27 protein-coding genes are annotated in these 26,387 nt (G+C 70.7%); 10 read left to right on the top strand and 17 right to left on the bottom strand.

Annotated elements, in window-relative coordinates; translation table 11 throughout:
• Window positions 1-211: 211 nt before the first annotated feature.
• Complete coding sequence (locus tag ACIRQP_RS04190) at window positions 212-1,879, top strand: threonine/serine exporter ThrE family protein (RefSeq protein WP_403883078.1); 1,668 nt, start codon at window positions 212-214, stop codon at window positions 1,877-1,879.
• Window positions 1,880-1,948: 69 nt separating this feature from the next.
• On the opposite strand, the gene ACIRQP_RS04185 is transcribed toward ACIRQP_RS04190, so the two are convergent.
• Window positions 1,949-2,722, bottom strand: a complete 774-nt coding sequence (locus ACIRQP_RS04185; protein WP_403883075.1) for a DedA family protein — start codon at window positions 2,720-2,722, stop codon at window positions 1,949-1,951.
• Between the two features lie 270 nt (window positions 2,723-2,992).
• Between ACIRQP_RS04185 and ACIRQP_RS04180 the strand changes: the two genes are divergently transcribed.
• Window positions 2,993-4,429 carry a glutamate decarboxylase gene (locus ACIRQP_RS04180; RefSeq protein ID WP_403883072.1) on the top strand — a complete coding sequence of 479 codons (1,437 nt, stop codon included), beginning with the start codon at window positions 2,993-2,995 and terminating at the stop codon, window positions 4,427-4,429.
• Window positions 4,430-4,495: 66 nt separating this feature from the next.
• Here the strand turns inward: ACIRQP_RS04180 and ACIRQP_RS04175 are convergent, their stop codons facing one another.
• The 5 genes from ACIRQP_RS04175 to ACIRQP_RS04155 form a co-directional block, all read right to left on the bottom strand.
• Window positions 4,496-5,299: an ABC transporter permease gene (locus tag ACIRQP_RS04175; RefSeq protein WP_403883304.1), complete on the bottom strand. Its 804-nt coding sequence runs from the start codon at window positions 5,297-5,299 to the stop codon at window positions 4,496-4,498.
• A gap of 29 nt (window positions 5,300-5,328) precedes the next feature.
• The gene (locus ACIRQP_RS04170; protein ID WP_403883069.1) at window positions 5,329-6,342 is read right to left on the bottom strand and encodes an ATP-binding cassette domain-containing protein; all 1,014 of its coding nucleotides are present in this window, start codon (window positions 6,340-6,342) and stop codon (window positions 5,329-5,331) included.
• A 91-nt stretch (window positions 6,343-6,433) separates the two neighbouring features.
• On the bottom strand, window positions 6,434-7,075 hold the full coding sequence (locus ACIRQP_RS04165) for a PadR family transcriptional regulator (RefSeq protein ID WP_403883066.1): 642 nt from the start codon (window positions 7,073-7,075) through the stop codon (window positions 6,434-6,436).
• Between the two features lie 100 nt (window positions 7,076-7,175).
• Window positions 7,176-8,642, bottom strand: a complete 1,467-nt coding sequence (locus ACIRQP_RS04160; protein WP_403883063.1) for an aldehyde dehydrogenase family protein — start codon at window positions 8,640-8,642, stop codon at window positions 7,176-7,178.
• Between the two features lie 63 nt (window positions 8,643-8,705).
• On the bottom strand, window positions 8,706-9,587 hold the full coding sequence (locus ACIRQP_RS04155) for a helix-turn-helix domain-containing protein (RefSeq protein WP_403883060.1): 882 nt from the start codon (window positions 9,585-9,587) through the stop codon (window positions 8,706-8,708).
• Window positions 9,588-9,903: 316 nt separating this feature from the next.
• Between ACIRQP_RS04155 and ACIRQP_RS04150 the strand changes: the two genes are divergently transcribed.
• Window positions 9,904-10,401 carry an ATP-binding protein gene (locus tag ACIRQP_RS04150; protein WP_403883057.1) on the top strand — a complete coding sequence of 166 codons (498 nt, stop codon included), beginning with the start codon at window positions 9,904-9,906 and terminating at the stop codon, window positions 10,399-10,401.
• 201 nt (window positions 10,402-10,602) lie between these two features.
• On the opposite strand, the gene ACIRQP_RS04145 is transcribed toward ACIRQP_RS04150, so the two are convergent.
• The 5 genes from ACIRQP_RS04145 to rpmG all read right to left on the bottom strand — a co-directional run bounded on the left by ACIRQP_RS04145 (window position 10,603) and on the right by rpmG (window position 13,095).
• A complete protein-coding gene (locus ACIRQP_RS04145) occupies window positions 10,603-10,845 on the bottom strand; it encodes a DUF397 domain-containing protein (RefSeq protein WP_129770992.1) in 243 nt (80 codons plus the stop codon).
• A gap of 312 nt (window positions 10,846-11,157) precedes the next feature.
• Window positions 11,158-11,400 carry a 30S ribosomal protein S18 gene (gene rpsR / locus ACIRQP_RS04140; RefSeq protein ID WP_403883054.1) on the bottom strand — a complete coding sequence of 81 codons (243 nt, stop codon included), beginning with the start codon at window positions 11,398-11,400 and terminating at the stop codon, window positions 11,158-11,160.
• Window positions 11,400-12,578, bottom strand: a complete 1,179-nt coding sequence (locus ACIRQP_RS04135) for a CobW family GTP-binding protein (protein ID WP_403883051.1) — start codon at window positions 12,576-12,578, stop codon at window positions 11,400-11,402. Before ACIRQP_RS04135 ends, rpsR begins: the two co-directional genes overlap by 1 nt.
• A complete protein-coding gene (locus ACIRQP_RS04130; protein WP_403883048.1) occupies window positions 12,575-12,835 on the bottom strand; it encodes a type B 50S ribosomal protein L31 in 261 nt (86 codons plus the stop codon). The genes ACIRQP_RS04135 and ACIRQP_RS04130 overlap by 4 nt, the downstream gene beginning before the upstream one ends.
• A gap of 95 nt (window positions 12,836-12,930) precedes the next feature.
• On the bottom strand, window positions 12,931-13,095 hold the full coding sequence (rpmG, locus tag ACIRQP_RS04125) for a 50S ribosomal protein L33 (RefSeq protein ID WP_403883045.1): 165 nt from the start codon (window positions 13,093-13,095) through the stop codon (window positions 12,931-12,933).
• Window positions 13,096-13,147: 52 nt separating this feature from the next.
• Between rpmG and rpmB the strand changes: the two genes are divergently transcribed.
• Genes rpmB through ACIRQP_RS04110 form a run of 3 tightly spaced genes read left to right on the top strand, consistent with a single transcriptional unit; the run spans window position 13,148 to window position 14,258 of the window.
• A complete protein-coding gene (gene rpmB / locus ACIRQP_RS04120) occupies window positions 13,148-13,384 on the top strand; it encodes a 50S ribosomal protein L28 (RefSeq protein ID WP_403883301.1) in 237 nt (78 codons plus the stop codon).
• Entirely contained in the window at window positions 13,384-13,689 is a 306-nt protein-coding gene (gene rpsN, locus ACIRQP_RS04115; protein WP_403883042.1) for a 30S ribosomal protein S14, read from the top strand. Before rpmB ends, rpsN begins: the two co-directional genes overlap by 1 nt.
• Before the next feature lie 38 nt (window positions 13,690-13,727).
• Entirely contained in the window at window positions 13,728-14,258 is a 531-nt protein-coding gene (locus tag ACIRQP_RS04110) for a hypothetical protein (RefSeq protein ID WP_403883298.1), read from the top strand.
• Between the two features lie 121 nt (window positions 14,259-14,379).
• Here ACIRQP_RS04110 and ACIRQP_RS04105 read toward each other — a convergent pair whose 3' ends face one another.
• Entirely contained in the window at window positions 14,380-15,633 is a 1,254-nt protein-coding gene (locus ACIRQP_RS04105; RefSeq protein WP_403883039.1) for a DUF2786 domain-containing protein, read from the bottom strand.
• Between the two features lie 198 nt (window positions 15,634-15,831).
• Between ACIRQP_RS04105 and ACIRQP_RS04100 the strand changes: the two genes are divergently transcribed.
• Window positions 15,832-16,392: a sugar O-acetyltransferase gene (locus ACIRQP_RS04100; RefSeq protein ID WP_403883036.1), complete on the top strand. Its 561-nt coding sequence runs from the start codon at window positions 15,832-15,834 to the stop codon at window positions 16,390-16,392.
• Window positions 16,393-16,408: 16 nt separating this feature from the next.
• Here ACIRQP_RS04100 and ACIRQP_RS04095 read toward each other — a convergent pair whose 3' ends face one another.
• Both ACIRQP_RS04095 and ACIRQP_RS04090 read right to left on the bottom strand, forming a co-directional pair.
• Window positions 16,409-17,047 carry an ATP-binding protein gene (locus ACIRQP_RS04095; protein ID WP_403883033.1) on the bottom strand — a complete coding sequence of 213 codons (639 nt, stop codon included), beginning with the start codon at window positions 17,045-17,047 and terminating at the stop codon, window positions 16,409-16,411.
• A gap of 171 nt (window positions 17,048-17,218) precedes the next feature.
• Window positions 17,219-18,142 carry an NADP-dependent oxidoreductase gene (locus tag ACIRQP_RS04090; RefSeq protein WP_403883030.1) on the bottom strand — a complete coding sequence of 308 codons (924 nt, stop codon included), beginning with the start codon at window positions 18,140-18,142 and terminating at the stop codon, window positions 17,219-17,221.
• Between the two features lie 86 nt (window positions 18,143-18,228).
• Here ACIRQP_RS04090 and ACIRQP_RS04085 point away from each other — a divergent pair, with 86 nt between their 5' ends.
• On the top strand, window positions 18,229-19,947 hold the full coding sequence (locus ACIRQP_RS04085; protein WP_403883027.1) for a bifunctional 3'-5' exonuclease/DNA polymerase: 1,719 nt from the start codon (window positions 18,229-18,231) through the stop codon (window positions 19,945-19,947).
• Between the two features lie 129 nt (window positions 19,948-20,076).
• On the opposite strand, the gene ACIRQP_RS04080 is transcribed toward ACIRQP_RS04085, so the two are convergent.
• From ACIRQP_RS04080 to ACIRQP_RS04070, 3 genes are all read right to left on the bottom strand, one after another.
• Complete coding sequence (locus tag ACIRQP_RS04080; protein ID WP_403883024.1) at window positions 20,077-21,336, bottom strand: hypothetical protein; 1,260 nt, start codon at window positions 21,334-21,336, stop codon at window positions 20,077-20,079.
• Between the two features lie 64 nt (window positions 21,337-21,400).
• Window positions 21,401-21,952 (bottom strand): SigE family RNA polymerase sigma factor, encoded by a 552-nt coding sequence (locus ACIRQP_RS04075; protein WP_403883021.1) that lies wholly within the window; start codon window positions 21,950-21,952, stop codon window positions 21,401-21,403.
• 197 nt (window positions 21,953-22,149) lie between these two features.
• Entirely contained in the window at window positions 22,150-24,468 is a 2,319-nt protein-coding gene (locus ACIRQP_RS04070; RefSeq protein WP_403883295.1) for an N-acetylmuramoyl-L-alanine amidase, read from the bottom strand.
• Window positions 24,469-24,884: 416 nt separating this feature from the next.
• Here ACIRQP_RS04070 and ACIRQP_RS04065 point away from each other — a divergent pair, with 416 nt between their 5' ends.
• Entirely contained in the window at window positions 24,885-25,712 is an 828-nt protein-coding gene (locus ACIRQP_RS04065) for a hypothetical protein (protein ID WP_403883018.1), read from the top strand.
• Between the two features lie 4 nt (window positions 25,713-25,716).
• Entirely contained in the window at window positions 25,717-26,382 is a 666-nt protein-coding gene (locus ACIRQP_RS04060; protein ID WP_403883015.1) for an RES family NAD+ phosphorylase, read from the top strand.
• The last annotated feature ends 5 nt before the right edge of the window (window positions 26,383-26,387 follow it).

Raw genomic sequence — 26,387 nt, 5'->3', positions numbered from 1 at the left:
GCTGCCCACGTCCGCGTGTGTGGCTGCCCACGTCCGCGTGTGTGGCTGCCCACGTCCGCGTGTGTGGCTGCCCACGTCCGCGTGTGTGGCTGCCCACGTCCGCGTGTGTGGCTGCCCATGTCCATGCCCATACTGGGCAGACGTGTGGCTGCGCACACGTGTGACCGCGTGGCGCCGAGATCCGGCCCCGGAAGCGAGGGAGCAGAGGGTGGTGGCGGAGTCCGACGGTCCGGAGGACCTGAAGCCTCAGACGGACGAGGCGCACAGCGCCTTCACTCCGCCGTTCGGAGTGGAGCAGCCGCCGCTTCCCGAGGACGACCATCCGACATCGGAGTTCGCGGTTCCCGAGGGACTGCGTACGGAACAGCAGGCCGAGCCCGAGGGCTCGGCCTTCGATCTGCCGGGCGGTACACCGGCCGGCGACCGGCAGTCGCCCCACGCGTACACCCCCGCCCGGGGCATCCCGGTGGTCCGGCTGAGCAAGGAAGCGCCCTGGCAGGACCGGATGCGCACCCTGCTGCGGATGCCGTCCGGCGAGCGGCCCGTACCGGAGAGGGTCCAGCGCCACGACGACCAGGGGCCCGCCGTACCCCGGGTGCTCGACCTGACGCTCCGTATCGGTGAGCTGCTGCTGGCCGGCGGCGAGGGCGCCGAGGACGTCGAGGCCGCCATGTTCGCGGTCAGCCGCGCGTACGGCCTCGACCGCTGCGAGCCGACCGTCACCTTCACCCTGCTGTCCATCTCCCATCAGCCGTCGCTGGTGGACGACCCGGTGACGGCCAGCAGGACCGTACGCAGACGGGGCACCGACTACACCCGGCTGTCCGCCGTCTTCACGCTCATCGACGACATCACCACCGAGGACACGGACGTCACGCTGGAGGAGGCGTACCGGCGGCTCGCGGAGATCCGCCGTAACCGGCACCCGTACCCCGGCTGGGCGCTGACCGCGTCGAGCGGACTGCTGGCCGGAGCGGCGTCCGTGCTGGTCGGTGGTGGCGTGGTGGTGTTCGCGGCGGCGGCGCTCGGCGCGATGTTCGGCGACCGGCTGGCCTGGTTGTGCGCCGGGCGCGGGCTGCCGGAGTTCTATCAGTTCGTGGTGGCCGCGATGCCGCCCGCCGCGATGGGGGTGGCGCTGACGCTGCTGGGCCCGCATGTGTCGTGGGAGGGCCGGCCCTCGGCGGTGATCACCGGTGGTCTCTTCGCGCTGCTGCCGGGGCGGGCGCTGGTGGCGGGGGTGCAGGACGGACTGACGGGCTATTACATCACCGCCGCCGCACGGCTCCTGGAAGTCATGTACTTCTTCATCGCGATCGTCGTCGGTGTGCTGCTCGTGCTCTATCTGGGCGTTCAGCTGCACGCGCAGCTGACGCCGGAAGCGGCGCTGCACAGCGATGTACGGCCGGTGGCCCAGACCCTCGCGGCGGTGACGCTGAGCTTCGCCTTCGCGATCCTGCTCCAGCAGGACCGCTCGACCGTACTGATGGTCTCGCTCAACGGCGGCGTGGCCTGGATCGTCTACGCGGCGATGCATGACGTGGGCGGCATCTCGCCGGTGGCCTCGACGGCGGTCGCCGCCGGTCTGGTGGGGCTGTTCGGGCAGCTCTTCTCGCGCTACCAGTTCGCTTCCGCGCTGCCCTACATCACGGCGGCGATCGGACCGCTGCTGCCGGGTTCGGCGACCTACTTCGGGCTGCTGGGCTTCGCGCAGAACGAGCCGGCCAGCGGGCTCACATCGCTTTCCCGGGCGGTGGCGCTGGCGCTGGCGATCGCCGTCGGGGTGAACCTCGGCGGGGAGATCGCCCGGCTGTTCCTCACGGTGCCGGGGGCCGGCCGGGCGTCGAGCCGCCGCGCGGCCAAGCGGACGCGCGGCTTCTAGTGCCGCGACGGGCAAACATTGCCGGTCGCGGCGCTAGGTCCTGTCCGGTCTGAGGGGTTTCGGAGCGGGTCAGCGCTTGGCGTGACGGCCGCGGCCGCCGCCGCCCGGGGCGCCCGGCGTACCCGGCGCGCCCGGCGGCGTAACGGGAGCGTGCCCGTCCGTCGCGGCCGTACCCGGGCCGACCAGGCCGTCGTCGACCACGGGCTGCTGAGCGGCTGCCTTCTTGGACTTGGAGCGCGCGCGCAGGAACTCGATCACGATCGGCAGCACCGAGAGCACCACGATGCCGATCAGGATCATCTCGATGTTCTTGTTCACGAACTCGATCTTGCCGAGCGCCGCCCCCAGCAGCGTGACGCCCGCGCCCCAGAGCGTGCCACCGATGAGGTTGTACGTGATGAACGAGCGGTAGTTCATCCGGCTCACACCGGCGATGATCGGCGTGAACGTACGGACGACGGGCACGAAGCGCGCGAGGACCAGCGACTTGGGGCCGTACTTCTCGAAGAATTCGTGCGCCTTCTCGACGTTCTCCTGCTTGAAGAGCTTGGAGTCCGGGCGCTTGAACAGCGCGGGACCCACCTTCCGGCCGAAGAGATAGCCGACCTGGTCACCGATGATCGCGGCGAGCACGATCAGCAGACAGACCAGCCAGAGCGGAGTCTCGAGGGTGCCGGACGTCACCAGCAGGCCGGTGGTGAAGAGCAGCGAGTCGCCCGGCAGGAAGAAGCCGATGAGAAGGCCGGACTCGGCGAAGACGATCACCAGAACACCGATCAGCCCGAAGGTCCCGATCAGATAATCCGGATCCAGCCAGCTGGGTCCGAGCGCAAGGGTGGTCACGGGTTCCGGACTCCTGTGTCATTAGTCGGTCGATCGTCGATTCGGCGTAGTCGGCCGCCCACAAGCTATCAACGCCTACCTGCCCTTCCAGGTTCCACCCGGCTCCTTACCGACGCACTCCGGATCCGGCCGGGGGACCCACACCGGACGCAGCCGGGGCAGACCCACCCAAAGCAGCGGGCCCGCCCGGCTCGCACCCGGCGGGCGGTTCGTCCTGTTCATCCGTATTCTCGCGGATGGGAACCGTACCCACCCCGAGGAGATCCGCCGATGCCACTCCACCGAGGCGCGGACAGGGCAGCCGGAATGCCCCGCAGCCAACGCGAAGAGCTGCGCAGGCTGTCGATCAACCCCTTCTACGGGGAGGCCGATCCGACCAGCGAGATGACCTCGGCGCCGCCCACGCACCAGCTTCCCGACGGCCCGACCCCGCCGGACACGGCGTACCAGCTGGTCCATGACGAGCTGATGCTCGACGGCAACTCACGGCTCAACCTCGCCACCTTCGTCACCACCTGGATGGAGCCGCAGGCCACGGCGCTGATGACGGAGTGCCGGGACAAGAATATGATCGACAAGGATGAGTACCCGCGCACCGCCGAGCTGGAACGGCGGTGTGTGGCGATACTCGCCGACCTCTGGAACGCCCCGGACCCCGCGGCGACCGTCGGCTGCTCGACGACGGGATCGAGCGAGGCCTGCATGCTGGCCGGGATGGCGCTCAAGCGCCGCTGGATGTCGCGCAACGCCGCGCGCTACCCGGCGACGGCCCGGCCCAACCTCGTCATGGGCATCAATGTCCAGGTCTGCTGGGACAAGTTCTGCACTTTCTGGGAGATCGAGGCGCGGCAGGTGCCCATGGAGGGCGACCGCTTCCATCTCGACCCGCGGGCCGCCGCCGAACTCTGCGACGAGAACACCATCGGGGTCGTCGCCGTCCTGGGCTCCACCTTCGACGGCTCGTACGAACCCGTCGCCGACCTGTGCGCGGCGCTGGACGCGCTCCAGGAGCGTACGGGGCTCGACGTCCCCGTCCATGTCGACGGGGCGTCGGGGGCCATGGTGGCGCCGTTCCTCGACGAGGACCTGGTCTGGGACTTCCGGCTGCCGCGCGTCTCCTCCATCAACACCTCCGGGCACAAGTACGGGCTGGTCTACCCGGGCGTCGGCTGGGCGCTGTGGCGCTCGCCCGCCGAGCTCCCCGAGGAACTGGTTTTTCGCGTCAACTACCTGGGCGGTGACATGCCCACGTTCGCGCTGAACTTCTCCCGGCCGGGCGCGCAGGTCGTCGCGCAGTACTACACCTTCCTGCGGCTGGGCAGGGACGGTTACCGCGCCGTTCAGCAGACGGCGCGGGACATCGCCGGGAAACTGGCCGGGGGGATCGAGGAGATGGGCGAATTCCGGCTGCTCACGCGCGGGAACGAACTTCCCGTGTTCGCCTTCACCACCGCCCCCGGTGTGACGGCCTTCGATGCCTTCGACGTCTCGCGCCGGCTGCGCGAGCACGGCTGGCTCGTGCCGGCGTACACCTTCCCCGCCCATCGCGAGGATCTGTCCGTGCTGCGCGTGGTCTGCCGCAACGGTTTCTCGGCCGACCTGGCGGCGCTGCTGGTGGCCGACCTGAAGCGCGTACTGCCCGAACTGCACCGCCAGGAGCACCCGTTGAGCCCGGACAAGTCCAGGGCGACGGCCTTCCACCACTGAGCGCGTACGCGCCCCGCCCCCGGACCCGCTCTCCGGGGGCGGGGCGGGGTCCGACGTGGTACGAAATCAGCGGCTGAGCCTCCCGAACCGCCGTACCGCCAGCGGGAAGAAGAGCGCGAGCAGCGCCACCGGCCAGAGGACCGCCAGCGTCCCCGCGTGGTCCGCCGCCCAGGAGCCGCCCGCCGCGGCCGGATTGCCGAACAGATCGCGTACCGCCGTCGCCGTCGCCGACATCGGGTTCCACTCCACGACCGCGCCCAGCCAGCCCGGCATGGACTCCGGCGTCGCGAACGCGTTGGAGAGGAAGCCGATCGGCCAGACCAGGATCTGCACCGCCTGCACCATCTCGGGACGGCCCGCCACCATCGCCAGCTGGATCCCGAGCCAGAGCATCGCGAACCGGAACAGCAGCAGCAGTCCGAGAGCGCCGAGGAAGGACGCGGTGCCGTCGTGCCAGCGCCAGCCGATGGCGTAGCCGACGCCGATCATCACGAGCAGGCTGACCGCCGACTGGAGCATGTCCGCCACGCTCCGGCCCACCAGGACCGCGGACGACGCCATGGGCATCGAACGGAAGCGGTCCACCACCCCCTTGTTCAGGTCCTGCGTGACGGCGAGCATCGTCGACTCCAGGCCGAAGGCCATGGTCAGGGCGAGCATGCCCGGAACGAGGAATTCGACGTACGCCCCGTCGATCCCCCGGCCACCGCCGACCAGATAGCCGAACATCAGCAGCAGCATCACCGGGAAGACCAGCCCGACGACGACCTGGACCGGCTGCCGTGCCCAGCGGGCGAGTTCGCGCCGGGTCATGGTCCAGGAGTCGGCGAGCGCCCAGCCGAGCCTGCCGCCTTCGGGGGCCGTGTCCATGGACGCCGATGCCGTGGCGTTCACCGTCGTCACGCCGTCACCTCCTGTTGCTTCGGAGGGGCGGCCCCGTCCCTCTCACTTTTCGTAGCTGCGTCATTCGTAGCGGCGTCCTCGCCCGTGAGATGGAGGAAGACCTCGTCCAGCGTCGGCCGGCGCAGCGCGATGTCCTCCGCCTCGATCCCCTCCGCGTGCAGGGCGCGTACGGTCTCCGTCAGCGCCGCCATCCGGTCCGTCACGGGCGCGCTCAGCAGCCGCCGGTCCACGTCCGTACTGACGGCGTGCGTACCCGTTGTGCGCGCCAGCGCCCGCGCGCCGTCCGCGAGCCGGTCCGCGTCGCGCAGTACGACATCGATGCGGTCGCCGCCGATCCGCGCCTTGAGTTCGTCCGCCGTGCCCTCCGCGATGACCCGTCCGCTGTCCACCACCGAGATTCGGTCGGCCAGTTGGTCGGCCTCCTCCAGATACTGCGTCGTCAGCAGTACGGTCGTACCACCGCCGACCAGCGAGCGCACCGCGCTCCACACCTCGGCCCGGCCGCGCGGATCGAGTCCCGTCGTCGGCTCGTCCAGGAAGAGCACCTCCGGGTCGGTGATCAGGGACGCCGCGAGGTCGAGCCGGCGCCGCATGCCGCCGCTGTACTGCTTGACGGCCTTGCGACCGGTGTCCGCCAGACCGAACCGCTCCAGCAGTTCGTCGGCCCGCTCCCCCGCGCGCCGGGTGCCGAGGTGGTAGAGCCGTCCGAACATCTCCAGGTTCTGCCGGCCGCTCAGATCCTCGTCGAGGGCCGCGTGCTGTCCCAGCAGCCCGATCCTTCGCCGCACTTGGCGCGCATGGGTCCGCACATCGAGCCCGGCCACCCGCACCAGCCCCTCGTCGGGCCGCAGCAGCGTGGTCAGGATCCGTACGGCCGTGGTCTTGCCGGCGCCGTTCGGTCCGAGCACGCCGTGCACCGTGCCGCGTTCCACTCTCAGATCGAACCCGTCGAGCGCCCGCTTCTCGCCGTACCGCTTCCGTGCGCCCGCCACCACGATCACGTCGGTCACATCGGTCAATGTCCTCGCCTCCCACCCAGGTAATCAAACTTGACTACCGAGCCGGAAGAGTAACCCCGACGACCCCATTGGTCAAACTTGATTACTGATGATCCCCGTCATCGGGGATACCCGTCGCGTACGGGTTCTCCTCGCCCTCGGCGAGCACCCCCACAAAGGGCTCGCCCTCGCCCGCGAAGGTGTACGCACCGCCCTCGATGCGCTTGATCAGACCCCGCGTCCACTCCGCGCCCGAGTCCGCCGAGTGCACCCACAAGTTCATGATCTCGCCGATGTGCCCGAGCTGTTCCGGGCCGTCCTCGGGCACGTAGTGCTCGGTCACCGCGGCACGCCACGCCTCGATCCCGGCCACGCGCTCCTTGAGCAGCTCCACGACCTCGGCGCGCGGCAGATCGACGATGGCGCCGATCCCCGCCGACAGCACGTCCATCTTCTGGTCGTAGGTGGTCAGCGCCTCGCGCAGCAGCCGCAGATACTCCTTGTGGCCCGCGTCCGTCAGCTCGTACTCGGTACGCGGCGGCCCGCCCGCCGTACTCGGCGCGACCTCGTGCGCCAGCAGGACGCCCTGCTTCGCCATCTGCTTGAGCGCGTGATAGATCGACCCGGGCTTGGCGTTGGACCACTCGTGGGCGCCCCAGTACTCCAGGTCATTGCGCACCTGATAGCCGTGGGCCCGGCCGTGCTGGCGGACCGCGCAGAGTACGAGCAACCGGATCGCTGACATTGCTCCAGGTTAGGACCCGGGAGCGCGGCGTTCCTGCCGGGCCCGGCCCTCGGCGCAGGTCAGCGGCGCCGCTCCCGCGGCCGCGCCGCGCTCGGCGTCCTCAGAAGGGGAACGAGGTGCGGCCGTGCTGCACCGAGATCCACTTCTGCGTCGTGAACGCCTCCACCGTCGAGTCGCCGTTGAGCCGGCCGAGCCCCGAGAACTTCTCCCCGCCGAAGGCCACCAGCGGCTCGTCCTGCACGGTCGAGTCATTGACATGCATCATGCCGGTGACGATCCGCTTGGCGAACGCGACGCCACGCTCGACGTTCGAGGTGTGCACGGCCCCGCTCAGCCCGTACGGGGTGTTGTTGGCGAGCCGTACCGCCTCTTCCTCCCCGTCGAACGGGATCAGCAGCACCACGGGGCCGAAGATCTCCTGCCGCATCAGCGGGGAGTTCTCGTCCAGGCCCGCCAGTACCGTCGGCTCCACGAGATTGCCGCGGGTACGCCCCCGTACGAGCGCGGTCGCGCCCTCCGCCAGCGCCTGGTCCACCAGCGCCGTCAGGGAGTCCGCCTGGAAGGAGTTGATGACCGGGCCGATCTGGGTCTCGGGGTCGCGCGGATCGCCGGTCCTGAGCGACGCCACCTTCGCCACGAACTTCTCGGTGAACCGCTTCTCGACGCCCCGGTCCACGAGTATCCGGTTGGCGGCCATACAGACCTGCCCCTGGTAGACGAAGCGGCTGACGACCGCCGCGTCCACCGCGTAGTCGAGCCCCGCCTCGTCGAGATCGTCGAGGACGACCAGCGCGCTGTTGCCGCTCAGTTCGAGTATCGCCCGCTTGAAGTTGCCGCCCGCCACCGCGCCGACATGACGGCCGACCCGGTCCGAGCCGGCGAACGAGATCACCTTCGGCACGGGGTGCTCGATGAGCGCGTCCCCGACCTCCGCGATGTCCGTCACCACGACGTTGAGCAGTCCGGCCGGCAGCTCCGCGTCCTCGAAGAGCTTGGCTATGAGTCCGCCGCCGACGACGGGCGCGTTCTGGTTGGGCTTGATGACGACGGCGTTGCCGAGCGCCAGCGCGGGCGCCACCGACTTGATCGTCACCAGGAAGGGGAAGTTGAAGGGGGTGATCACGCCGATGACACCGACCGGAAGACGGTAGACGCGGTTCTCCTTGCCGTCCACCGGGGACGGCAGAATCCGGCCTTCGGGCCGCAGCGACAGCTGTATCGCCTCGCGCAGGAACTCCTGCACGGCGCTGACCTCGTACACCGCCTTCAGCCGCGTACCGCCCAGCTCATCGATGATCGCCTCGATGATGTCGTCCTCGCGCTCCTCGACCAGCCTGAGGACGCGCTCGAAGACCCGGCGACGGGTGTACGGATTGGTCGCGGCCCAGTCGCGCTGCGCGCGTTCGGCGGCGCGGTACGCCTCGTCGATCTCCCGGACCGTGGCGATCGTGATGGCCGCGAGCTTCTCCCCGTTGTACGGATTGAAGTCGATGATGTCCCACGAGCCGCTGCCGGTCCGCCACTCGCCGTCGATGTACTGGTGGGCCAGGTCGGTGAAGTAGGACATGCGATCCCTTACTGCAGGTGCTGCAGGTGCAAACTCCTGATATGACGCCATCGTACTGATGTCTCAGATCAGTTGGAGCAGTCCGCGCAGGACATCTCGGCTCTCCTCGGGTCCGGGGCTGTCCTGCTGTAGTCGCCCCATCACCCGTTCGTACTGGGCGACCTCCTCGCGCTTGTCCAGATACAGCGCGCTGGTCAGCTGCTCCAGGAAGACGACGTCGGAGAGATCCGACTCGGGGAAGCTCAGCATGGTGAAGGCGCCGCTCTCGCCCGCGTGGCCGCCGAAGCTGAAGGGCATCACCTGGAGCGTGATGTTCGGCTGCTCCGAGATCTCGATCAGATGCCTCAACTGCCCCTGCATCACGGAGCGCTCGCCGTACGGGCGGCGCAGCGCCGCCTCGTCGAGGATGGCGTGGAAGCGCGGCGCGCGCTCGGAGACGAGGACCTTCTGCCGCTCCAGCCGGAGCGCGACCCGGCGCTCCACCTCGGCACAGGGCGCCTCGGGCTGGCCGCGGGTGACGACGGCGTGCGCGTAGGCCTCGGTCTGCAACAGACCGTGCACGAACTGCACTTCATAGATACGGATCAGTGAGGCGGCACCTTCGAGACCGATATATGTCTGGAACCAACCGGGCAGCACATCGCCGAAGCTGTGCCACCACCCCGCGACATTGGCCTCCCGGGCGAGGCCGAGAAGGGCAGCGCGCTCGCCCTCGTCGGCGACCCCGTAGAGGGTCAGCAGGTCCTCGATGTCTCTGGCCTTGAAGCTCACCCGTCCCAACTCCATACGGCTGATCTTGGACTCGGATGCGCGGATCGAGTAGCCGGCGGCCTCACGTGTGATGCCGCGCGTCTCACGCAGCCGCCTCAGTTGTGAGCCCAGCAGGATGCGCCGCACCACGGAACCGCCCGATTCGGCTGCGGTCACGTCTTCAACCCTCCCCATCACATGTGGATCTCCTCGGAGCACCCCCGAACTCCAAGTGCCGGATTCTGCCATCAAAACGCTTCAGCCCGTACTCATTCGATTACGGAAATAAGAAGGCTTTGCGGAGAGGGCAAAACTGGTCACGAGGAGAAATGCCACGAAACCATAATGTAAAAGGTGAAGTCCGGCACGTGCACGTGCATCTGCCCTTGCATCTGCCGTACGCATTCGGAACCATGGTCCCCGCGCACCTGCGTGCTCGTTCGTGATTGACGTGTTGTGACGCTGGACCACCGCAGTATCGCTACGGCCGCGAATCCCGGGAGTGCCTCGCGTGGGGACGAATGGATCGACCATGCTCGAGCCGTTAAGGCAGGGGCTTCCCCCCATCGATCCCTCGGCGGCCGCGGGTTCGGTGTCGTGCGCCCTGCCCGCCCGCTATGAAGCGGTGCGCGGGGCCAGGCAGTTCACCAGGAATACGCTGGCCCAGTGGGAGCTGAGCGATCGCTTCGACGATGTCGCGCTGGTCGTCTCCGAACTCGTCACCAACGCGCTGCGGCACGCCCTGCCGGCCGACACCCCGCGGGAGCCCCAGGACGCTTCCGTACGGCTGCATCTGATGCGGTGGTCGTCACGGCTGGTGTGCGCGGTACGGGACCCCAGCCACGCGAGCCCGGAGGCGCGGAAGACCGAGGAGGACTGCGCGGCGGAGTCCGGCCGGGGACTGTTCCTGGTCGAGTCGTTCAGCGACACCTGGGGCTGGCATCCGCTGGCCGGATCGCTGCACGGCAAGGTGGTCTGGGCGCTGTTCCAGCTACGGGCGGCCGACTGACAGACGTACGGGATCGTCGATACGGACGTGCCGCCTGTGGCCTGCCCACCGTGACCTGCCCACCGCGGCTTGCCGCCCACGGGTTGCCGCCCGCGGCGTGTGGCTTGCTGCCTGGCTTGACGGCGGCGGGCCATCTCGGCCATCAGGCCGGGAAAATCGGCCGGAACGGGTTGAGCCATACGCTGGACCGCCCGCTGTCGGTCAGCCGCTCGCCGTCAGATGGTCGAACTCCCCGTCCTTGACGCCCAGCAGCATGGCCTCGATCTCGGCGATCGTGTAGACCAGCGCGGGACCGTCGGGGTGACGTGAATTGCGCACCGCCACCTCGCCGCCGGGCAGCTTGGCGAACTCCACACATGATCCTTGGGAGTTGCTGTGCCTGCTCTTCTGCCAGACGACTCCGTGAAGCTCTGTGGCCGTAATGCCGTTGTACACGTGGTGCACAGGTCGCTCCCCGAGTTGCAAGGTGCAGTCGTCAACTTTCTCGGATCATAGCTTTGTTTCTTGTGCTGATGCATGAGCAAATGCACGTGCACACGGGGTGTTCCCTTGATTACAGGCGCGCCCCCCGGCCCGATCGCCCGCACTATGGATGGAGACGCGATTCAGGGCCTTCCGGATCCCTCGCCGGGGGGAAACGGTGTTCGTGTACCCCGCGCGGACATAAAAACTCCCCGCGCGGTTCGAGCGCGGGGAGCTTCGGTACGACGGTCGTACCGCCCAGCCCTACGGCGGTCGTACGGCGCCGTCCAGCGGTCAGCGCGGAGTCGTGCGATACGGCAGCAGCGCCATCTCCCGGGCGTTCTTGATCGCGCGCTTCAGCTGCCTCTGCTGCTGGGCGCTGACCCGCGTCACACGGCGGCCACGGATCTTGCCGCGGTCCGAGATGAACTTCCGCAGCAGGTCGGTGTCCTTGTAGTCGACATAGGTGATGTCCGCGGCGTCCAGCGGATTGGGGCGGGGCTTGGGCGGCTTGCGGTCCCCACGACGGGTGGACATCAGACCTCCAGGAGGTTGTCGAAGGCGGGCGGAAGGCGCTTCCAGGCGGCGCGGCCCGCGGTGTACTCGGCATCGGTCAGCAGACAGGACTCCAGCAGCTGTTCGATGCCCTCCCGGTCGAGGCCGGGTGAGGTGAAGACCAGATGCTGGCAGCGGTCACCGTGCAGGGGATGCCAGTCCAGCGAGGCGGCGGCCCGGCGCGGCGGCGGGACCGTCTCCCAGGCGGCGTCGGGCAGCGCCGCCAGCCAGGGCCCCACGCTCTCCACACAGAGCGCGCCACCGGCGGCGTCCCAGTGCAGCAGTGTGTCGGGGCGGTCGGCGAGCCAGAACCGGCCGCGGCTGCGGGCGGCGGCGCAGGTCAGATCCTCCAGCGCCTGGTAGAGCCGCTCCGGATGGAAGGGGCGCGCGCGGTGCCAGACATACGTGGCCACCCCGCACTCGTCCGCCTCCTGCGGAAGCAGCGCGCAGGCCGGGTGCTGGCGGGCCGCGGCGGCCTCGACATCGAATCCGCCGAGCGCGGCTTCGGCCAGTTCGCCGGCCGACGCCCCCTCGCCGTCGACGCGTACCTGCCGTGCCGTCGGGTGCAGTTGGGCGAGCAGCGCGCGGTCCTCGTCGTCCGCGAGCGGGCTGTCGACGACGGCGAGCACCGGCGCGTACTCCAGCTGCCGCGCCCAGGTGTCGGCGATCGTCCGCTGATCGGAGGAGGCGGCCGCGAGCCCGGCGTCGGCCAGATCGTCGCCGTTGCCGAGGTACGGCAGCAGCAGCGCCGGGTCGACCGCGGTCAGCACGGAGCTGACGACAAGACGCTCGCCGTGCGCGGCGATGACCTCGGCCATGGCCCGGGGCTCGACCGAGTCCCACAACTCGACGATCGCGAGCCGGGTCAGGCCACTGTCCGCGAGCCGTTCCAGCTCGGGTACGAGATCCTCCCGCAGGGCGCAGCAGGCGCAGTCGTTGATCAGCGGCGCCTCGCCCGTGGAGATCAGCTCGGTGGCGTCGTGGACGGTGCGTACGACGGTGCCGCGCGTGGCCGTCGACAGGTCGTGATGGAGCGCGACGCTGCCGGGCACGGTGGCGAGAAGCCGTCGTACGGCCGCCTTGCGGGCGTCGGAGTGCAGCCCGCAGACGATCGCGACGGGAAGTCTGCTGTCGCTGAGTCCGTTGTCGATGTCTCTCACTGACGCGCCTCGGGGCGGCGGCCGTAGCGGCGCTCGAACCGCTCCACGCGGCCGGCGGTGTCGAGGACGCGCGCGGTACCCGTATAGAAGGGGTGGCTCGCCGAGGAGATCTCGACATCGATGACGGGGTAGGTCTGGCCGTCCTCCCAGACGACCGTCTTCTCGGCGGTCGCGGTCGAGCGGGTGAGGAAGGCGTAGTCGGCGGCCTTGTCGCGGAAGACGACGGGCTGGTACGCGGGGTGGATTCCGGGCTTCATGTCGGCCTCTTCGTTCTCTTCGTTTCGTTCTCTTCGAAGTTCTCTTCGTACTTCTCTTCGTGGCCTCTGTTGCCGCTTCGCTCGGTCGCCGCCGGTCAGCGTTCTTCGCGGAAGTCGGTGTGCCGGCGGATGAGCGGGTCGTACTTGCGCAGCGTCAGGCGGTCGGGGTTGTTCCGGCGGTTCTTGCGGGTGACGTACGTGTAGCCGGTCCCCGCGGTGGAGCGGAGCTTGATGATCGGGCGCAGTTCGTTGCGTGCCATGGGGTTAGTATATGGAAATGGTTTCCATTATCAAAGAGAAGGATGTGTGACCTTGTCCGCCCACTGCCAGCTGACCGGGGCCAAGCCCGGCTTCGGCAACCAGATCTCCCACTCGCACCGGCGCACCTCCCGCCGCTTCGACCCCAACATCCAGCGCAAGCGCTACTGGCTGCCGAGCGAGGGCAGGCATGTCCGGCTCACCCTCAGCGCGAAGGCGATCAAGACCATCGACTTCATCGGCATCGAGGCCGCCGTCGCCCGGATCCGTGCCCGGGGGGTGAACGTCTGATGGCGAAGAAGAGCAAGGTCGTCCGCAATGAGCGGCGCAAGGAGGTCGTGGAGCGGTACGCCGTGCGCCGCGCCGAGTTGAAGGAGATCATCCGGCGCCCCGGAACGCCCGACGGGGAACGGCCGGCCGCGTGGGAGGAATTGCGACGTCAGCCGCGTGACGCGAGCGCCACGCGGGTGCGCAACCGGGACAGCGTGGACGGCCGGCCGCGCGGCCATCTCAGGAAGTTCGGCCTCTCCAGGGTGCGGATGCGCGAGCAGGCGCACGCCGGATTCCTTCCGGGTGTGCGTAAGTCGTCCTGGTAGTTTTGCGCGGTCCAGCCACCGACAAGGGGGACTTGAACGTGCAGAAACTCGTACGGAAGGGTGCGGCCGCGGCCGGGCTCGTCGCGGCACTCGCATTCGCGCTCACGGGCTGCGGCGGTGACAGCGGCGACGACTCGGCCGGGGACAAGGGCGGAGCGACGGCGTCGAGCGGGACCGGCGGCGAAAGCTCCGGTTCGACCGCGGACTCCGGCTCCGGCGCGGACGCGGCGAGCGTCGAGGGCACATGGGCCGGGCTGAGCGACGGCAAGACCGTCGCCCTGTCGGTCAGCCAGGGCAAGGTCGCGCTGGTCGCGGACCAGCATGTCTGCCAGGGCGCGGTGGAGGACATGGGCGAGCCGATGTTCTCCCTCAAGTGCGCCGACGGCAACACCGACCGCGCCATGGGGACGATCGAGTCGAACGACGGCAAGACCCTGGTGATCTCCTGGGGCAAGGGCGTGAAGGACACGTTGGCGAAGGCCGGGGACGGCAAGCTGCCGGAGGGACTGCCGAGCGATCTGCCGACGGACCTGCCAACGGATCTGACGACGGATCTGACGACGTCGTGATGCCGTCGTGAAGCGTCACGACGACCGGCTGACGGGCCGGTCGGCCGGCTGACCGGACAGGACCCAACGGGCCGACCCGCCGCCCCGGCGACCGCCGTCGGTCGACATCCGGGCGGGGCGGTCAGCGGGCGGGGCGGATACGGCCACGCCGGTCCGTCCCGCCCGGCCCGTCGGCCGCGCCCGGTCCGTACGGCACCCGCGCCGCGTCCGCCGCGGAGGTGCCGTGGGTCCAGCCCTCGGCGTCCGTCGCCCCGCGCACGCGCGTCGCCACCGTCTCCGGGAACATTTGGTCCGTACGGTCGGTCACCGCCGCCTCGCGGGCGGCGAGTACGGGCAGCAGTCCGCCAACACCCTCGTCGGTCACCTGCGTTGCCGTCTCCTGCTCCGCCGTCACCTGTTCCGTGGCCAGGGCCAGGCGTTCGCCGATGCGGTGGGCGTACGCCAGCAGGAACGACTGCCGGAATGTCTTCGTCCGATTGCGCCCGGCCGCCCGCTGGGCCGCCTCCGCACGGGTCATCGCGGCCGTGCCCTGCACCAGCAGCGAGGTATGGAGCAGCTCGACCGCCTCCAGGTCCGGCTCGAAGCCGACGACCGTCGAGAAGCCGTGCGCGCTGTTCCAGACGGCACGGCAGCGGTTCGCGGAGGCCACGGCGTCGAGCAGGATCGCCTTCGCCGTCTCGTACGGAGCGTCCACGCCGATCCGGCACGCGCCGGGCACATCGCCCCGGTGCGTACGGTCGGCGAGCAGCGCCTCGTCGATGCTGTGCCGCGCCATCAGCTCCTGCGCCTTGGCGGTGAGCGCCTCCGCCTCCTGCGGATATCCGGTCGCCTCCGCCTTGGCGAGCAGGGCGCGGATCCGGGTGAGCATGCGCGGCTCGCCGTCCACGGGGGTGGTCAGATGAACGGGCGTGCCGGGCACGGGACCGACCGGTTCGATCACGGGCAGCCGGGCAAGCAGCAGATACAACTCCAGTACGGCGGTGGCGTACGAGAAGCGGTCGGCCCGGTAGGGACGCGCTTCCCGCTCCTCGCCGAGATCCGCGAGCTGGGCGGCCCAGCGCGGCGGCAGCCGTTCGTAGCGCCGCGCCTCCGCCGCCGTCAGCTCGGCGAGAAGGCGCAGGTGCGGGCCGTCGAGGTCGCGGCGTACGAGCCGTACGACATCGGCGGGCTGCCAGCCGCGCTCCCAGGCCAGCCGTACGAACTGCTCGCCGCGCCGCCGCAGCTCCGCGTCCGCCGTCGGATCCGCGGCGAGGAGGGAGGCGCCGGTGTCGATGCCGTCGGCGCCGCCACCGTCCGCGGCCCGCGCGGAGAGTACGGCCGTCAGGGCGCGCTCGACGGTACGGGCCGCCGCGCCGGCGGCGTCCTTGTCGGTCATGCCGCGGCCTCGGTGTGCTCCATGATCATGCGGGGTGCCTCCTCGGAACTGCTCCTTGCCGCGTTCCGATGGTCGCAGGTCCCTCTCCACCGCCTTTGTCCACAGGCTGTGGATATCTCGCCGCCGTTTCGCACGACGCACTACCGTGGACGCTTCCGGCCGATGACAGAGCGATGACAGAGAGGGCACGGGGCATCCATGGGCGAGAACAAGCGGCGCATGCTGGCCGGGGAGTGGTACCTCCCCGACGACGAGGAGCTGGGCGCGGAGACCGAACGGCGCTTCGCGTTGTGCGCGGCGTACAACGCCAACGGCGCCGCCGCGCCGGCCGATCGCGCCAAGATCCTCGCGGAGCTGCTCGGTTCGGTGGGAGAGGATGTCCGTATCCGGCCGCCCTTCCAGTGCGACTACGGGACGTACATCAGTATCGGCGCCCGTACGTTCATCAACTTCAACGCGGTCTTCCTCGACGCGGCGCCGATCACCGTCGGTTCGGACGTCCAGATAGGGCCGAACGTCCAACTCCTCACCCCGACCCACGAACTCGGCGCGGAACGGCGCCGCGCGGGCTGGGAGAAGGCGTCGCCGGTGACGATCGGTGACAACGTCTGGCTGGGCGGTGGGGTAATCGTCTGCCCGGGAGTGACGATCGGCGAGAACACGGTGGTCGGCGCGGGGTCGGTGGTGACGAAGGACCTCCCGGCGGGTGTGCTGGCGGTGGGCAATCCCGCGCGCGTGATCCGCGAGTTGGAGGGCTGAGCCGGGGACAGGGCCCCTACCTCACGGGCGGGTCCACGGCGGGCGCTGCGGCAGGAACGGCGGGCGGCGGGGCGGCAGAAGCGGCGGGCGGGGCGACCGGGGCCGGGGCGGCGGACACAGTGGCGGCGCGCATGGCTGCCGAGGCGGCGGGGACAGTGGCGGCGCGCATGACCGCCGGGGCGGCGGGAGCCGGGGCGGGGGCGAACTCGCACCACACCACCTTTCCCCGGGTGGGGCCCGCCTGATCGCCCCAGTCCGCCGCCAGGGCCGTGACCAGCAGCAACCCCCTCCCCTCCGCCGCCTCCGCGTCGACCGAGTCGATCCCCGTGGGCCACCTCGGGGGCGTACGGGACGGATCGGCGACCTCGACCCGGAGGCGGCCCCCCGTCCGCAACAGGGTGAGGGAGACCGTGCCGCGCGTGCAGCCGCAGAGGCAGATGCCATGCCGCACGGCGTTGGTGACGAGTTCACTGACCGCCAGCTCGACGGTGGCGATCAGCTCACTGTCCACCCGGCGCAGCGCGAGAACGTCACGGGCGTGACGGCGGGCCCTGGGAGCCGCCTCCGGCCTGTGCGGGAGCGGCATCCGCGTGAGGGGCAGCCAGGGCCGGCCCTGGTCGTAGACGTCGTGCGCAAGTCCACTGTCAGTGAGCATCGTTACTCTCGGACATCAGTAGGTCACCGAAAGCAACCTATGTTGCCCGAGGAGGGTGCCGCCATGCCACATCACCCATACGAGGTCGTATCGACCATTCCGGCCGAGCGCCGCCTGTCCCGCAGTTCAGCGCGTGACGCTTCAGGACGTGACACTTCAGGGGCTGACGCTTCAGGGCGTGATGACGAGCTTCCCGCGCGCGTGACCGTCCTCGCTCGTCCGCTGCGCCTGTGCCGCTTCCGCGAGCGGGAACGTACCGGCGATCCGCAGCCGCAGCGCGCCCTCCGCCGCCAGACGGGCGTTCTCCGCGAGGCCGGCGAGCTTCCGCTCCGGCGCCGTGTCGCCGGACATGCCGGCCGAGAAGGGCACGCCGAGTTCGGCGGCGGCCGGGTCAGCGATGGTGACGATCCGGTCGGCCGTCCCGCCGCGCAGCTCGATCGAGTCGGGCAGCGCTCCCATGCCCGCCGCGTCGAAGACCGCGTCCACGCCCTGCGGCGCGACCGAGCGGACGCGTTCGACCAGCCCGTCGCCGTAGGTCACGGGTACGGCGCCCAGCGAGCGCACGTATTCGTGGTTGGCCGGGGACGCCGTGCCGATCACGATCGCGCCGCGGGCCGTCGCGAGCTGGGCGGCCACGGACCCGACGGCGCCCGCCGCTCCGTGCAGCAGCAGGGTCTCGCCGTCGCGCAGAGCCAGTTCGTCGAGCACCCGCGCGGCGGTCTCCCCGGCGACCGGGATGGCCGCGGCCTCGGCCCACCCCAGCGAGGCGGGTTTGGGAACGACCGTCTCGGCCAGGGCGTACTGCGCGTAGGCACCGGTGGCGGACCACCCCAGCACGTCATCGCCGACCGCGACGCCCGTGACCCCGGCGCCGATCTCGTCCACCACCCCGGCGATCTCCTGACCGGGCACGGCGGGCAGCGGGGTGGCGAAGACCTGTTCCATCCATCCGTGTCGGATCTTGTAGTCCACCGGGTTGACGCCCGCCGCCTTCACGGCCACCCGGATCTCGCCGGGGCCCGCGTGGGGCTCGGCGATCTCCCTGACGTGCAGGACGTCCGGGCCGCCGAACTCCTCGAAAACGATCGCTTGCATCTCAACCTCCATGGGGTCATGGCGGTGGGGCGGGCTCCCGGCGGATCCGCCCGTCGTTGTCAGACCCTGCTGCGAGACTCGGCCGTATGACCGAACGATGGGCTCTGGCCCCGGCGGAGGGCGGCGGCGCGCTGCTCGTTCCGCTGGGTGTGGACGGCCGCCCGGCCGGTCCCGTGGTGCGGGAGCCCGATCTGGTGGCGGCGGTCGGGGCACGGCTGCCGGAGGTCGGGCGCTGGGTGTGGCGCTCCACCGCCGAGGTCTATCCGAGGCTACTCGCGGCGGGGGTGCGGGTCGAACGGTGCTATGACATCGAGGCGGCCGAGCTGCTGCTGCTCGGCCACGAGGGGCGGCTCGGGGAACCCAGGTCCGCCGCGGCCGCCTGGGCCAGGCTGCGGAACGCGCCGGTGCCGCCCGACCCGCCGCCCCGGTCGGCGGAGCCGGGGTCGCAGTTCTCGCTCTTCGAGCCGCACGCGGGCGCGAAGGTGCCGTTCGAGGGGCTGCTCGATGTGTACGCGGAGCAGCAGCGACGCCATACGGCCGCCGAGCACCCCGGACGGATGCGGCTGCTCACCGCGTCCGAGTCGGCGGGGATGCTGGTGGCCGCCGAGATGCATCGCGCGGGGCTGCCCTGGCGCGCGGATGTGCACCGTGAGGTGCTGGACGAGCTGCTCGGCGAGCGGTACGCGGGCGGGGGTGAGCCGCGGCGGCTGGCCGAGCTGGCCGACGAGGTGTCGGAGGCGTTCGGGCGGCGGGTACGGCCGGATCTGCCGGCGGATGTGGTGCGGGCCTTCGGACAGGCCGGCATCAAGGTGAAGTCCACCCGGCGCTGGGAGCTGGCGGAGATCGACCATCCGGCGGTGGAGCCGCTGATCGAGTACAAGAAGCTGTACCGGATCTGGACGGCGCACGGCTGGGGCTGGCTCCAGGACTGGGTACGGGACGGCCGGTTCAGACCCGAGTATCTGCCGGGCGGTACGGTCTCGGGCCGGTGGACGACCAATGGCGGCGGGGCGCTGCAGATCCCCAAGGTCATCCGGCGGGCGGTCGTCGCCGACGAGGGCTGGCGGCTGGTGGTCGCGGACGCCGACCAGATGGAGCCGCGGGTGCTGGCCGCGATCTCCCGTGACCCGGGGCTGATGGAAGTGGCCGGGCATGAGGGCGATCTGTATACGGCCCTCTCCGCCCAGGCGTTCTCGGGCGACCGCGCCCACGCGAAGCTCGCGCTGCTCGGGGCGATCTACGGCCAGACGTCCGGCGACGGGCTGAAGAACCTGGCGGCGCTGCGCCGGAGGTTCCCACTGGCCGTGGCCTATGTGGACGACGCGGCGCGGGCGGGAGAGGAGGGCAGGCTCGTACGGACCTGGCTGGGGCGGACGAGTCCGCGGGCGGCCGGGGCCGACGAGGACGACGGCGAGGCAGGGATCCCGCAGGAGATATCCCCGGCGCCGGGGACGGAAGGGGATGGATCACCCTCGCCCGGCGGCGAGTTCACCCCGGGGTACGCGTCGTCGAACGGACGGGCGCGCGGGCGCTTCACCCGTAATTTCGTCGTCCAGGGCAGTGCGGCCGACTGGGCCCTGCTGATGCTGGCCGCGCTGCGGCGGGCGACCGCCGGGATGCGGGCGGAGCTGGTCTTCTTCCAGCACGACGAGGTGATCGTGCACTGCCCGGAGAAGGAGGCCGAGGAGGTGGCCGTGGCGATCCGCGCGGCCGGGGAACTGGCCGGGCGGATCGCCTTCGGGGAGACACCGGTGCGGTTTCCGTTCACGACGGCGACGGTGGAGCGGTACTCCGACGCGAAGTGAGGCGGCGGCGCGGCGCGGGCGGCACCGGCGGCGGCGCGGCACCGGCGGCGCGGGCCGCGCCACCGCGGGCCGACGAATAACGGACTGCGGACACGGACTGCAGCCACGGAGTGCGAGTACGGCTACGGACTACGGGCGCGTCAGCCACTTCTGGCTGGTCGCGATCGCGGTGAGCTGCTTCATGGTGAGCGCGGGGTTCTCGCGGGTGGCCGGGGTGACCTGGTCGGCCGCGTTGAAGGCGGAGATGACGACGCGCAGCCCGTCGGGCCTGAGGGTGTCGGCGGTCCACATCTTGATGCCCTCGACCCCCTTCTCTCCCGCGTTCTTCGTGGTCTTGAGCAGCGTGCCGTCCGGCAGGGTGGTCGCGCCGGAGAACAGATCCTCCATGTCATCCGACATACCGGGCTGCACATTGACCTGGACATAGCTCAGGCCCTTGCCGTCGTCGACCACCAGATACACGAACCCCTCCTGGCCACCCTCGCCGGTCACCTCCAGCCCGGCGGGGAGCAGCGAGACCAGCGTGTCACGGGTGTTCACGCCGTCCTCGTGGGCCGAGGTCCCGGATCCACCGGCGGCCGGCGGCACGGACGGCCGCTTGGGCAGCTCGTTCAGTGGCGCGCGCCACTTGTCCGAGGTGACCAGTGCCTTCAACTGCGCGGGGTTCAGCGGCGGATCGGCGCGGGAGATCTCGGCGCCCTTCTCGGCCGGGGCGTTGTACTCGCTCGCGTCGACCAGGAAGCCGTCGGCGGTGAGCAGAACGGCCCGCCAGTTCTTGGTGTCCTCACGGCGGTCCGGGTACTCGTACCCCTGGAGGACCATGAGCCTGGAGCCGTCGGCCAGTTCGGTCTCGGCGCAGGCGTCGTACGGGACGAAGACCTTGTCGGGGCAGGTCACCTGCCCTTCCGCCTCGGTGCCGTCGGCGCGGGTGAGGCCGACCGAGATCGCGGCGTCGCCTTTTCCGTCGTCGAACACTCCGCGCACGCTCCGGAAGCCCGGGATGTCAGAGCTGTTCGTCGTCGGATTCTTCAGCTCTCCGCCGGCAAGCAGCCCGGTGAGAATCGCGATGAGGTCCGCTTCGGTGGCCGGCGCGGGGCCGGTGGGCATGGGGGCCGGCGCGGCCACGGACGTCTCGCCGCCCTGTCCGCCGCCCTGTTCCCCGCCCAGCAGTCCGCCGCCGTACGCGCCGCCGATCCCCACGGCGGCCAGCGCGAGCGCACTGCCCGTCACCGCCGCGGCGCGTCGCCGGGCTTCCCGACGGCGGCCCCGGGCCAGCCCGGCGTCCACCAGGGCGGCCCGGTCCGGGGGCGCGAACGTCTCGCCGGTGCGGTGCAGCGCCTCACCGAGTCCGTCCTCGAAGGGCGCTTCGAATGGATTTTCAGAGGGCATGGTCGATCCCACTCCTTGCTCATGTACCGGTCAGAATCAGAGCCGAGCCCCGTGGGACGGGCGCTCAGCGGTCGGCGAACTCGGCGAATCTGCCGCCCAGTTGCTCCCGTAGCTTCGCGAGCGCGCGCACCGATCTGGTGCGTACGGCGGCGGAGCTGACATGCATGGCGTCGGCGGTCTCCTCGACGCTGCGGTCCTCCCAGTACCGCAGCACCACCACCGCGCGGTCCTTGGCCGACAACCGCCCGAGCGCGTCGAGCAGCGCGATCCGCAGGTCGGGGTCGTCACCGGGGACCGGGGCCGGCTCGGGGAGTTCCCCGAGGGGCCGTTCGGTCGCCGAGTGGCGCCGCCGATGTGTGAGGAACGTACGGACGAGGACGGTCTGCGCGTACCCGGCCGGGTTGTCGATCCGGTCGACGCGCCCCCACAGCGCGTACATCCGGCCGAGCGTCTCCTGCACCAGATCCTCGGCGAGGTGGGTGTCGCCGCCGGTGAGCAGAGAGGCGGAGCGGAAGAGCTGGTTCGTACGGCCGCTCGCGAACTCCCTGAAGTCATCCGCCCGAGAGGTCCGTGCCCGCCCACCGCCCGTACGCCCCAGCCACCCCGTGCGCCTCATGGTCCCCCGATCCCCTGATCCCCCGTGGCGCCCGGCTCCCCGCCCCGCCTTCACTCCACTGACGCGGTGGACCGGCGGAAATGTTTCACCGGACGTGGAGAAAGCAAGGATCCCGGCCGGCGAACGGCGCCGGCCGGGATGCCACGTGTGCCTCACTACTTGTTGCTTGTCACCTGTTTCCTGTTACTCGCCACTTGTCACTTGAGGTACACGATGCCGTCGGTCGTGAGGGTCGGACGGCCGCTGGTGCCGACCACGACGATCTTGATCGTGTGCTTGGCGCTGGACGCCCAGGTCCTGGTGAAGATCGCGTCCCGGTACTTGGTGGTGGGCGACTTGAGGTCGACGGTCGCCACCTTCGTCCCGTCGAGATAGACGTACGCCTGTCCGGAGGTCGACGCCCGGGAGACCACCCATGCCACCGAGCGGCCGGTGAAGGTCCAGCTGAGGGAGGCGTTCTTGGCCGAGCTGGTGGCGGACTTGCCGCCGAGATAGCTGGTGGACGACTTGGTGGTCCAGGGGCCGGTCCTGGTCGCCGAACTCTCCTGGACGATCACCGGGGTACCGGCCACCGACGCGGCGGCGGTGTTGCCGGCCTGGTCGTACGCGGTCATCGACCAGGTCGTCGCCGCACCCGACTTGGCGGTGTGCGCGGCGCTCGTGGTGGTCGGCCCGTACGTCTTGGCGACCGGAGCCGTCAGCCGGACTTCCTTGAGCGCCGCGCTGTCGGCCGCCTTCCAGCTCAGGGTGAGCGGAACGGCGGTGGTGTTGACCACGCCGACGCGCAGGGAGAGCGCGGGCCTGGTGGTGAAGGCCGGGGCGGTGGTCTCCGCGACGACCGTAGCCGCGGCGCTGGTGGCGGTCTTGCCGGACTGGTGGACGGCTCGGACGGCGACCTTGTGGGTGCCGGCCGCGAGCGTGACCTTCGCCGAGGTCGTGGCGCCGGAGACGCTCGCGGCCACCTTGCCGTCGACCAGCAGCTCGTTCTTGGTGATCAGCGCCGAGGGCGTGGTCGTCGACCAGTTCACGGTGACGGCGGCCTTGGTGTAGTACGTCGATCCGGCGAGGCCCGCTCCGGTGACGGACGTGACGGCCAGTCCGGTGGCGGGCCCCGCCGCCCAGGACTTGACGGTGGCCAGCTTGCCGTAGAAGGCGTCGCCGGGGCACTGCGTGTTGTAGCCGTCGCGGTGTCCGTGGATGGCCGGGAAGGACATCCGCGCGCCCTTGGCCCAGCTCTTGCCGAAGTAGTCGCGCCCGCTGTCACCGGCGGTGAGCGTGGCGGTGCCGGCCGGGTTCACCCCGTACTGGCCCAGCTTCCAGGCGGCGATACGGGCGACCGAGACCATCGCGGCCTGCGACGGCGCGACGTCGGTGTACGTACCGAGGACGGAGATGCCGGTCGTCTCGGAGTTGAAGCCGTAGGCGTGCGCGCCCTGCACGGGCCGGTCGACGCCGCCCTTGCGGCCCTCGTAGACCGTGCCGCACTTGTCGACCAGGAAGTTGTAGCCGATGTCCTTCCAGCCCAGTTCCTTCACGTGGTACGCGTACACGCCCCGCACCACGGCCGGGGCCTGTGCGCAGGTGTAGGCGTTGCTCTCGGCGGTGTGGTGCACGACGACCGCCTTGATCCGGCCGTCCGGCAGATAGCCGGGCTCGTCGGGACTGATCGACTCGTCGGCTCCCCAGCCGGCCCGCGAGGTGATCGGCGGGCGCGGCGCGGTCGACGGCGGCGCGGTGGGGACGCTGACCGTGGGGGTCGGGGTGGGGGACGACGTCGGGGGCGTCGAGGGCTGTGGAGTATCCGGCGGCTCCGACGAGGGCGAGGACGGCGGAGTGGTCGAGGCTTCGTCGCTCGGGCTCCCGCTCGGGGCGGGCGGGACCGGGGGATGCGTACCGTCCGTGGGAGCGGTGCTCGGGGCGTCGGTGGGAGCGGGGGCGTCCGAGGTCTCGCCCGGCGCCGGGGTGACGGGATCGTCGGCGGCGAAGCCCGCGGGCGCCATCGCCAGGTCCTTGCCGCCCTTACTACCGCCGCCGACGCCGACATCACCGCCCTTACTACCGCCGTCACTGGCGCTGCCGCCGCCGTTACCGCCGCTGTCCGTGTCGATCATGGCCAGGCTGAGACCGGCGGGCAGTCGTGCGGAGGTTTTCCCGTCGCCGGTGACACGTACCTCGACACCGTCGGAGGGCCCCACCCACGCGGGCTCGGTCCCGCCGCGGTCGGCCGCGCTCTCGCCCTGGCCGCTGTCACCGTCGAGCACCAGCCAGCGGGACCATGTCCCGGACCCCACGGCGCGGGTACGCGCCTCGACCGTGCCGGTCACGCGTGCCCGCGGGTCGCTCCAGGTGACACCCAGCATGCTGAACCGGTCGGTGTCCCGCCGCGGAAGATCGGCGCCACGGCCGTCGTCCCGGGTCTTCAGCTCCGCCGCCCGGACGTCCGTACGCAGGGGCCCGGACGGCTTGCCGTCCCCGGGCGCGTCCGGGGACCCGGGAAACCCGAGCCCCCCGGACATGCCCTGGAAGACGAGTACCCCCGAGACACCGACAGCCGTGATGCCGGCCGTGACCCAGATCCGACGCGACGTCACGCCGTACCTCCCCCTGTTGAAACGGCGCAGAAGAATGCGCGAGCGCATTATCTCACCACATGGCGACGCAGGAAAAAAGTGGGATCTTCACATCGTTTCTGCACAACCTGTTCACCAGGGGCGCACGGAAGACTCCGTGCGGCACCTCCGGCCGCGCCGCCCCTCCAGCCCCCAGCAGTCGCCCCGTTCGCGACCGGGAAGCGACCAGTGCGGGCGGTTGAATGGGCCGGGGGATGCGGTTGAAGCGGCGTGCCCGGCAGTGCGATCCTTTCGGGCATGCCGCAGACGCCCCGGGAACGGATGTGGTGGAGCGGGGCGCTCATCACGGGGAGAGGGCGCGGGTGAATCCGTATCGTGTGCTGGCGGCGGTGGCCGCCGACTGGGGCCGGCTCGGCCCCTACCTGCGCGGGGGTTTGGAAGGCACGGAAGGTACGGCCGGTGCGGGAGACGTGACGAGTGCCCCGAACGGGCTGTCGTCCGCGCTGCGTTCGCTGCGGTCGCTGCGTTCCATGGAGCGCCATGCCCCCGGCCGTACGGCGGCGGCCGACGAGACCGCGCGCTTCGTCCTCGCGCTGCTGCCTCCCGCCGAGGCCGAGCGGCTCGTCGCCGGCCACCCGGGACGCCTCGCCGGGACGCTGGAGGAAGAGACCCTGGAGCACGGGCCGCCGGGGGGCGGAACGCCGTCGGAGGAGACGTACGCCGGTTTCACCGCCGCCGACCTGGCCTTCCTGCTGCTGGACGACAACCCCATGGTCGGCCCGCTGCTCGGCCCTGTACGGGAGCGCCTGCTCTCGTATCCGATGCTGGACGACTGGGCCGCGGAGGCACACGCGCGCACCCCCGGGCTGATCCGGCTGTGCGGTGAGTCCGGCGCCCTGGACGTGGACCGGATTCCGTCGGACCGGATTCCGTCGGACCGGATTCCGTCGGACGGGATCCCGTCGGACCGGATCCCGTCCTTCCAGTTCAGCGACGTGGCCACCCCCTGGCCGGTCGTCGTGACGGTGAACGGGCTGCTGGACGCCGCACGCGATCCCTGGGGCGCGGCCGACTGGTGGCTGTCGGCGAACGGCTACCTCGGCGTCGCGCCCGCGGAACTGCTCGGCAGTGGCAGTGGCCAGGACGGACAACTCGTCGGTACCGCACGCTACTTGGTGGAGGGGGAGTAACTCCGTGCCGAACAGCCGTCCGCCCACCGCCCTCCCGGGCACGCCCACGAAGGTGCCGTTGCCCGCCGGTACCCCGCTCTTCCGGGTCCACGCGTCCAAACGTCCGGGCACCGCGTTCAACCCCGTACCGTCCGACTGCCTCTACGACGGCGGCCGGTTCGACGCGACGCGCTGCGACGACTACCCCTTTCTCTACGCCGGGCGTACCGTGCCCGCCGCGGTCTGCGAGTCGCTGCTGCGGTCCGTCCCCTTCACCCCGGGCGGCGGGGTCCGGCTGCTGCCGCGCGCTTCCGTACGGGGCAAGCGGCTGTCCTTCCTGCGGCTGTCCGCCGATGTCGACGTGGTGTCACTGGTCTCCGGGGCGGATCTCGCCTCTGTCGCGCAGGACGCGTGGCTGGTTCAGTCCGAGCCCGACGAGTACGCGTACACCCGGCACTGGGGGCACTGGATCCGGGGACGGACCGCCCCGTGGGCCCAGGGCTTCGTCTGGCCGTCGAAGCGCGAGCCCGCCGCGCAGGCGCTGATCCTCTTCCAGGACCGGTGCCTGGACCGGGGGCTCACGGAGATCGTCGAGGAGACGGGCGAGCCGGCCGTCGATTTCGCGACGCCCGAGGGCGAACACTGGCTCAACTCCGTACTCGCGCCGTATCTCGCGCAGATCGCACCGTAGGAGCA

This window comes from Streptomyces sp. NPDC102274 (assembly GCF_044766385.1).
Lineage (GTDB): Bacteria > Actinomycetota > Actinomycetes > Streptomycetales > Streptomycetaceae > Streptomyces.
This window is presented reverse-complemented; position numbering and strand designations above follow the sequence as displayed.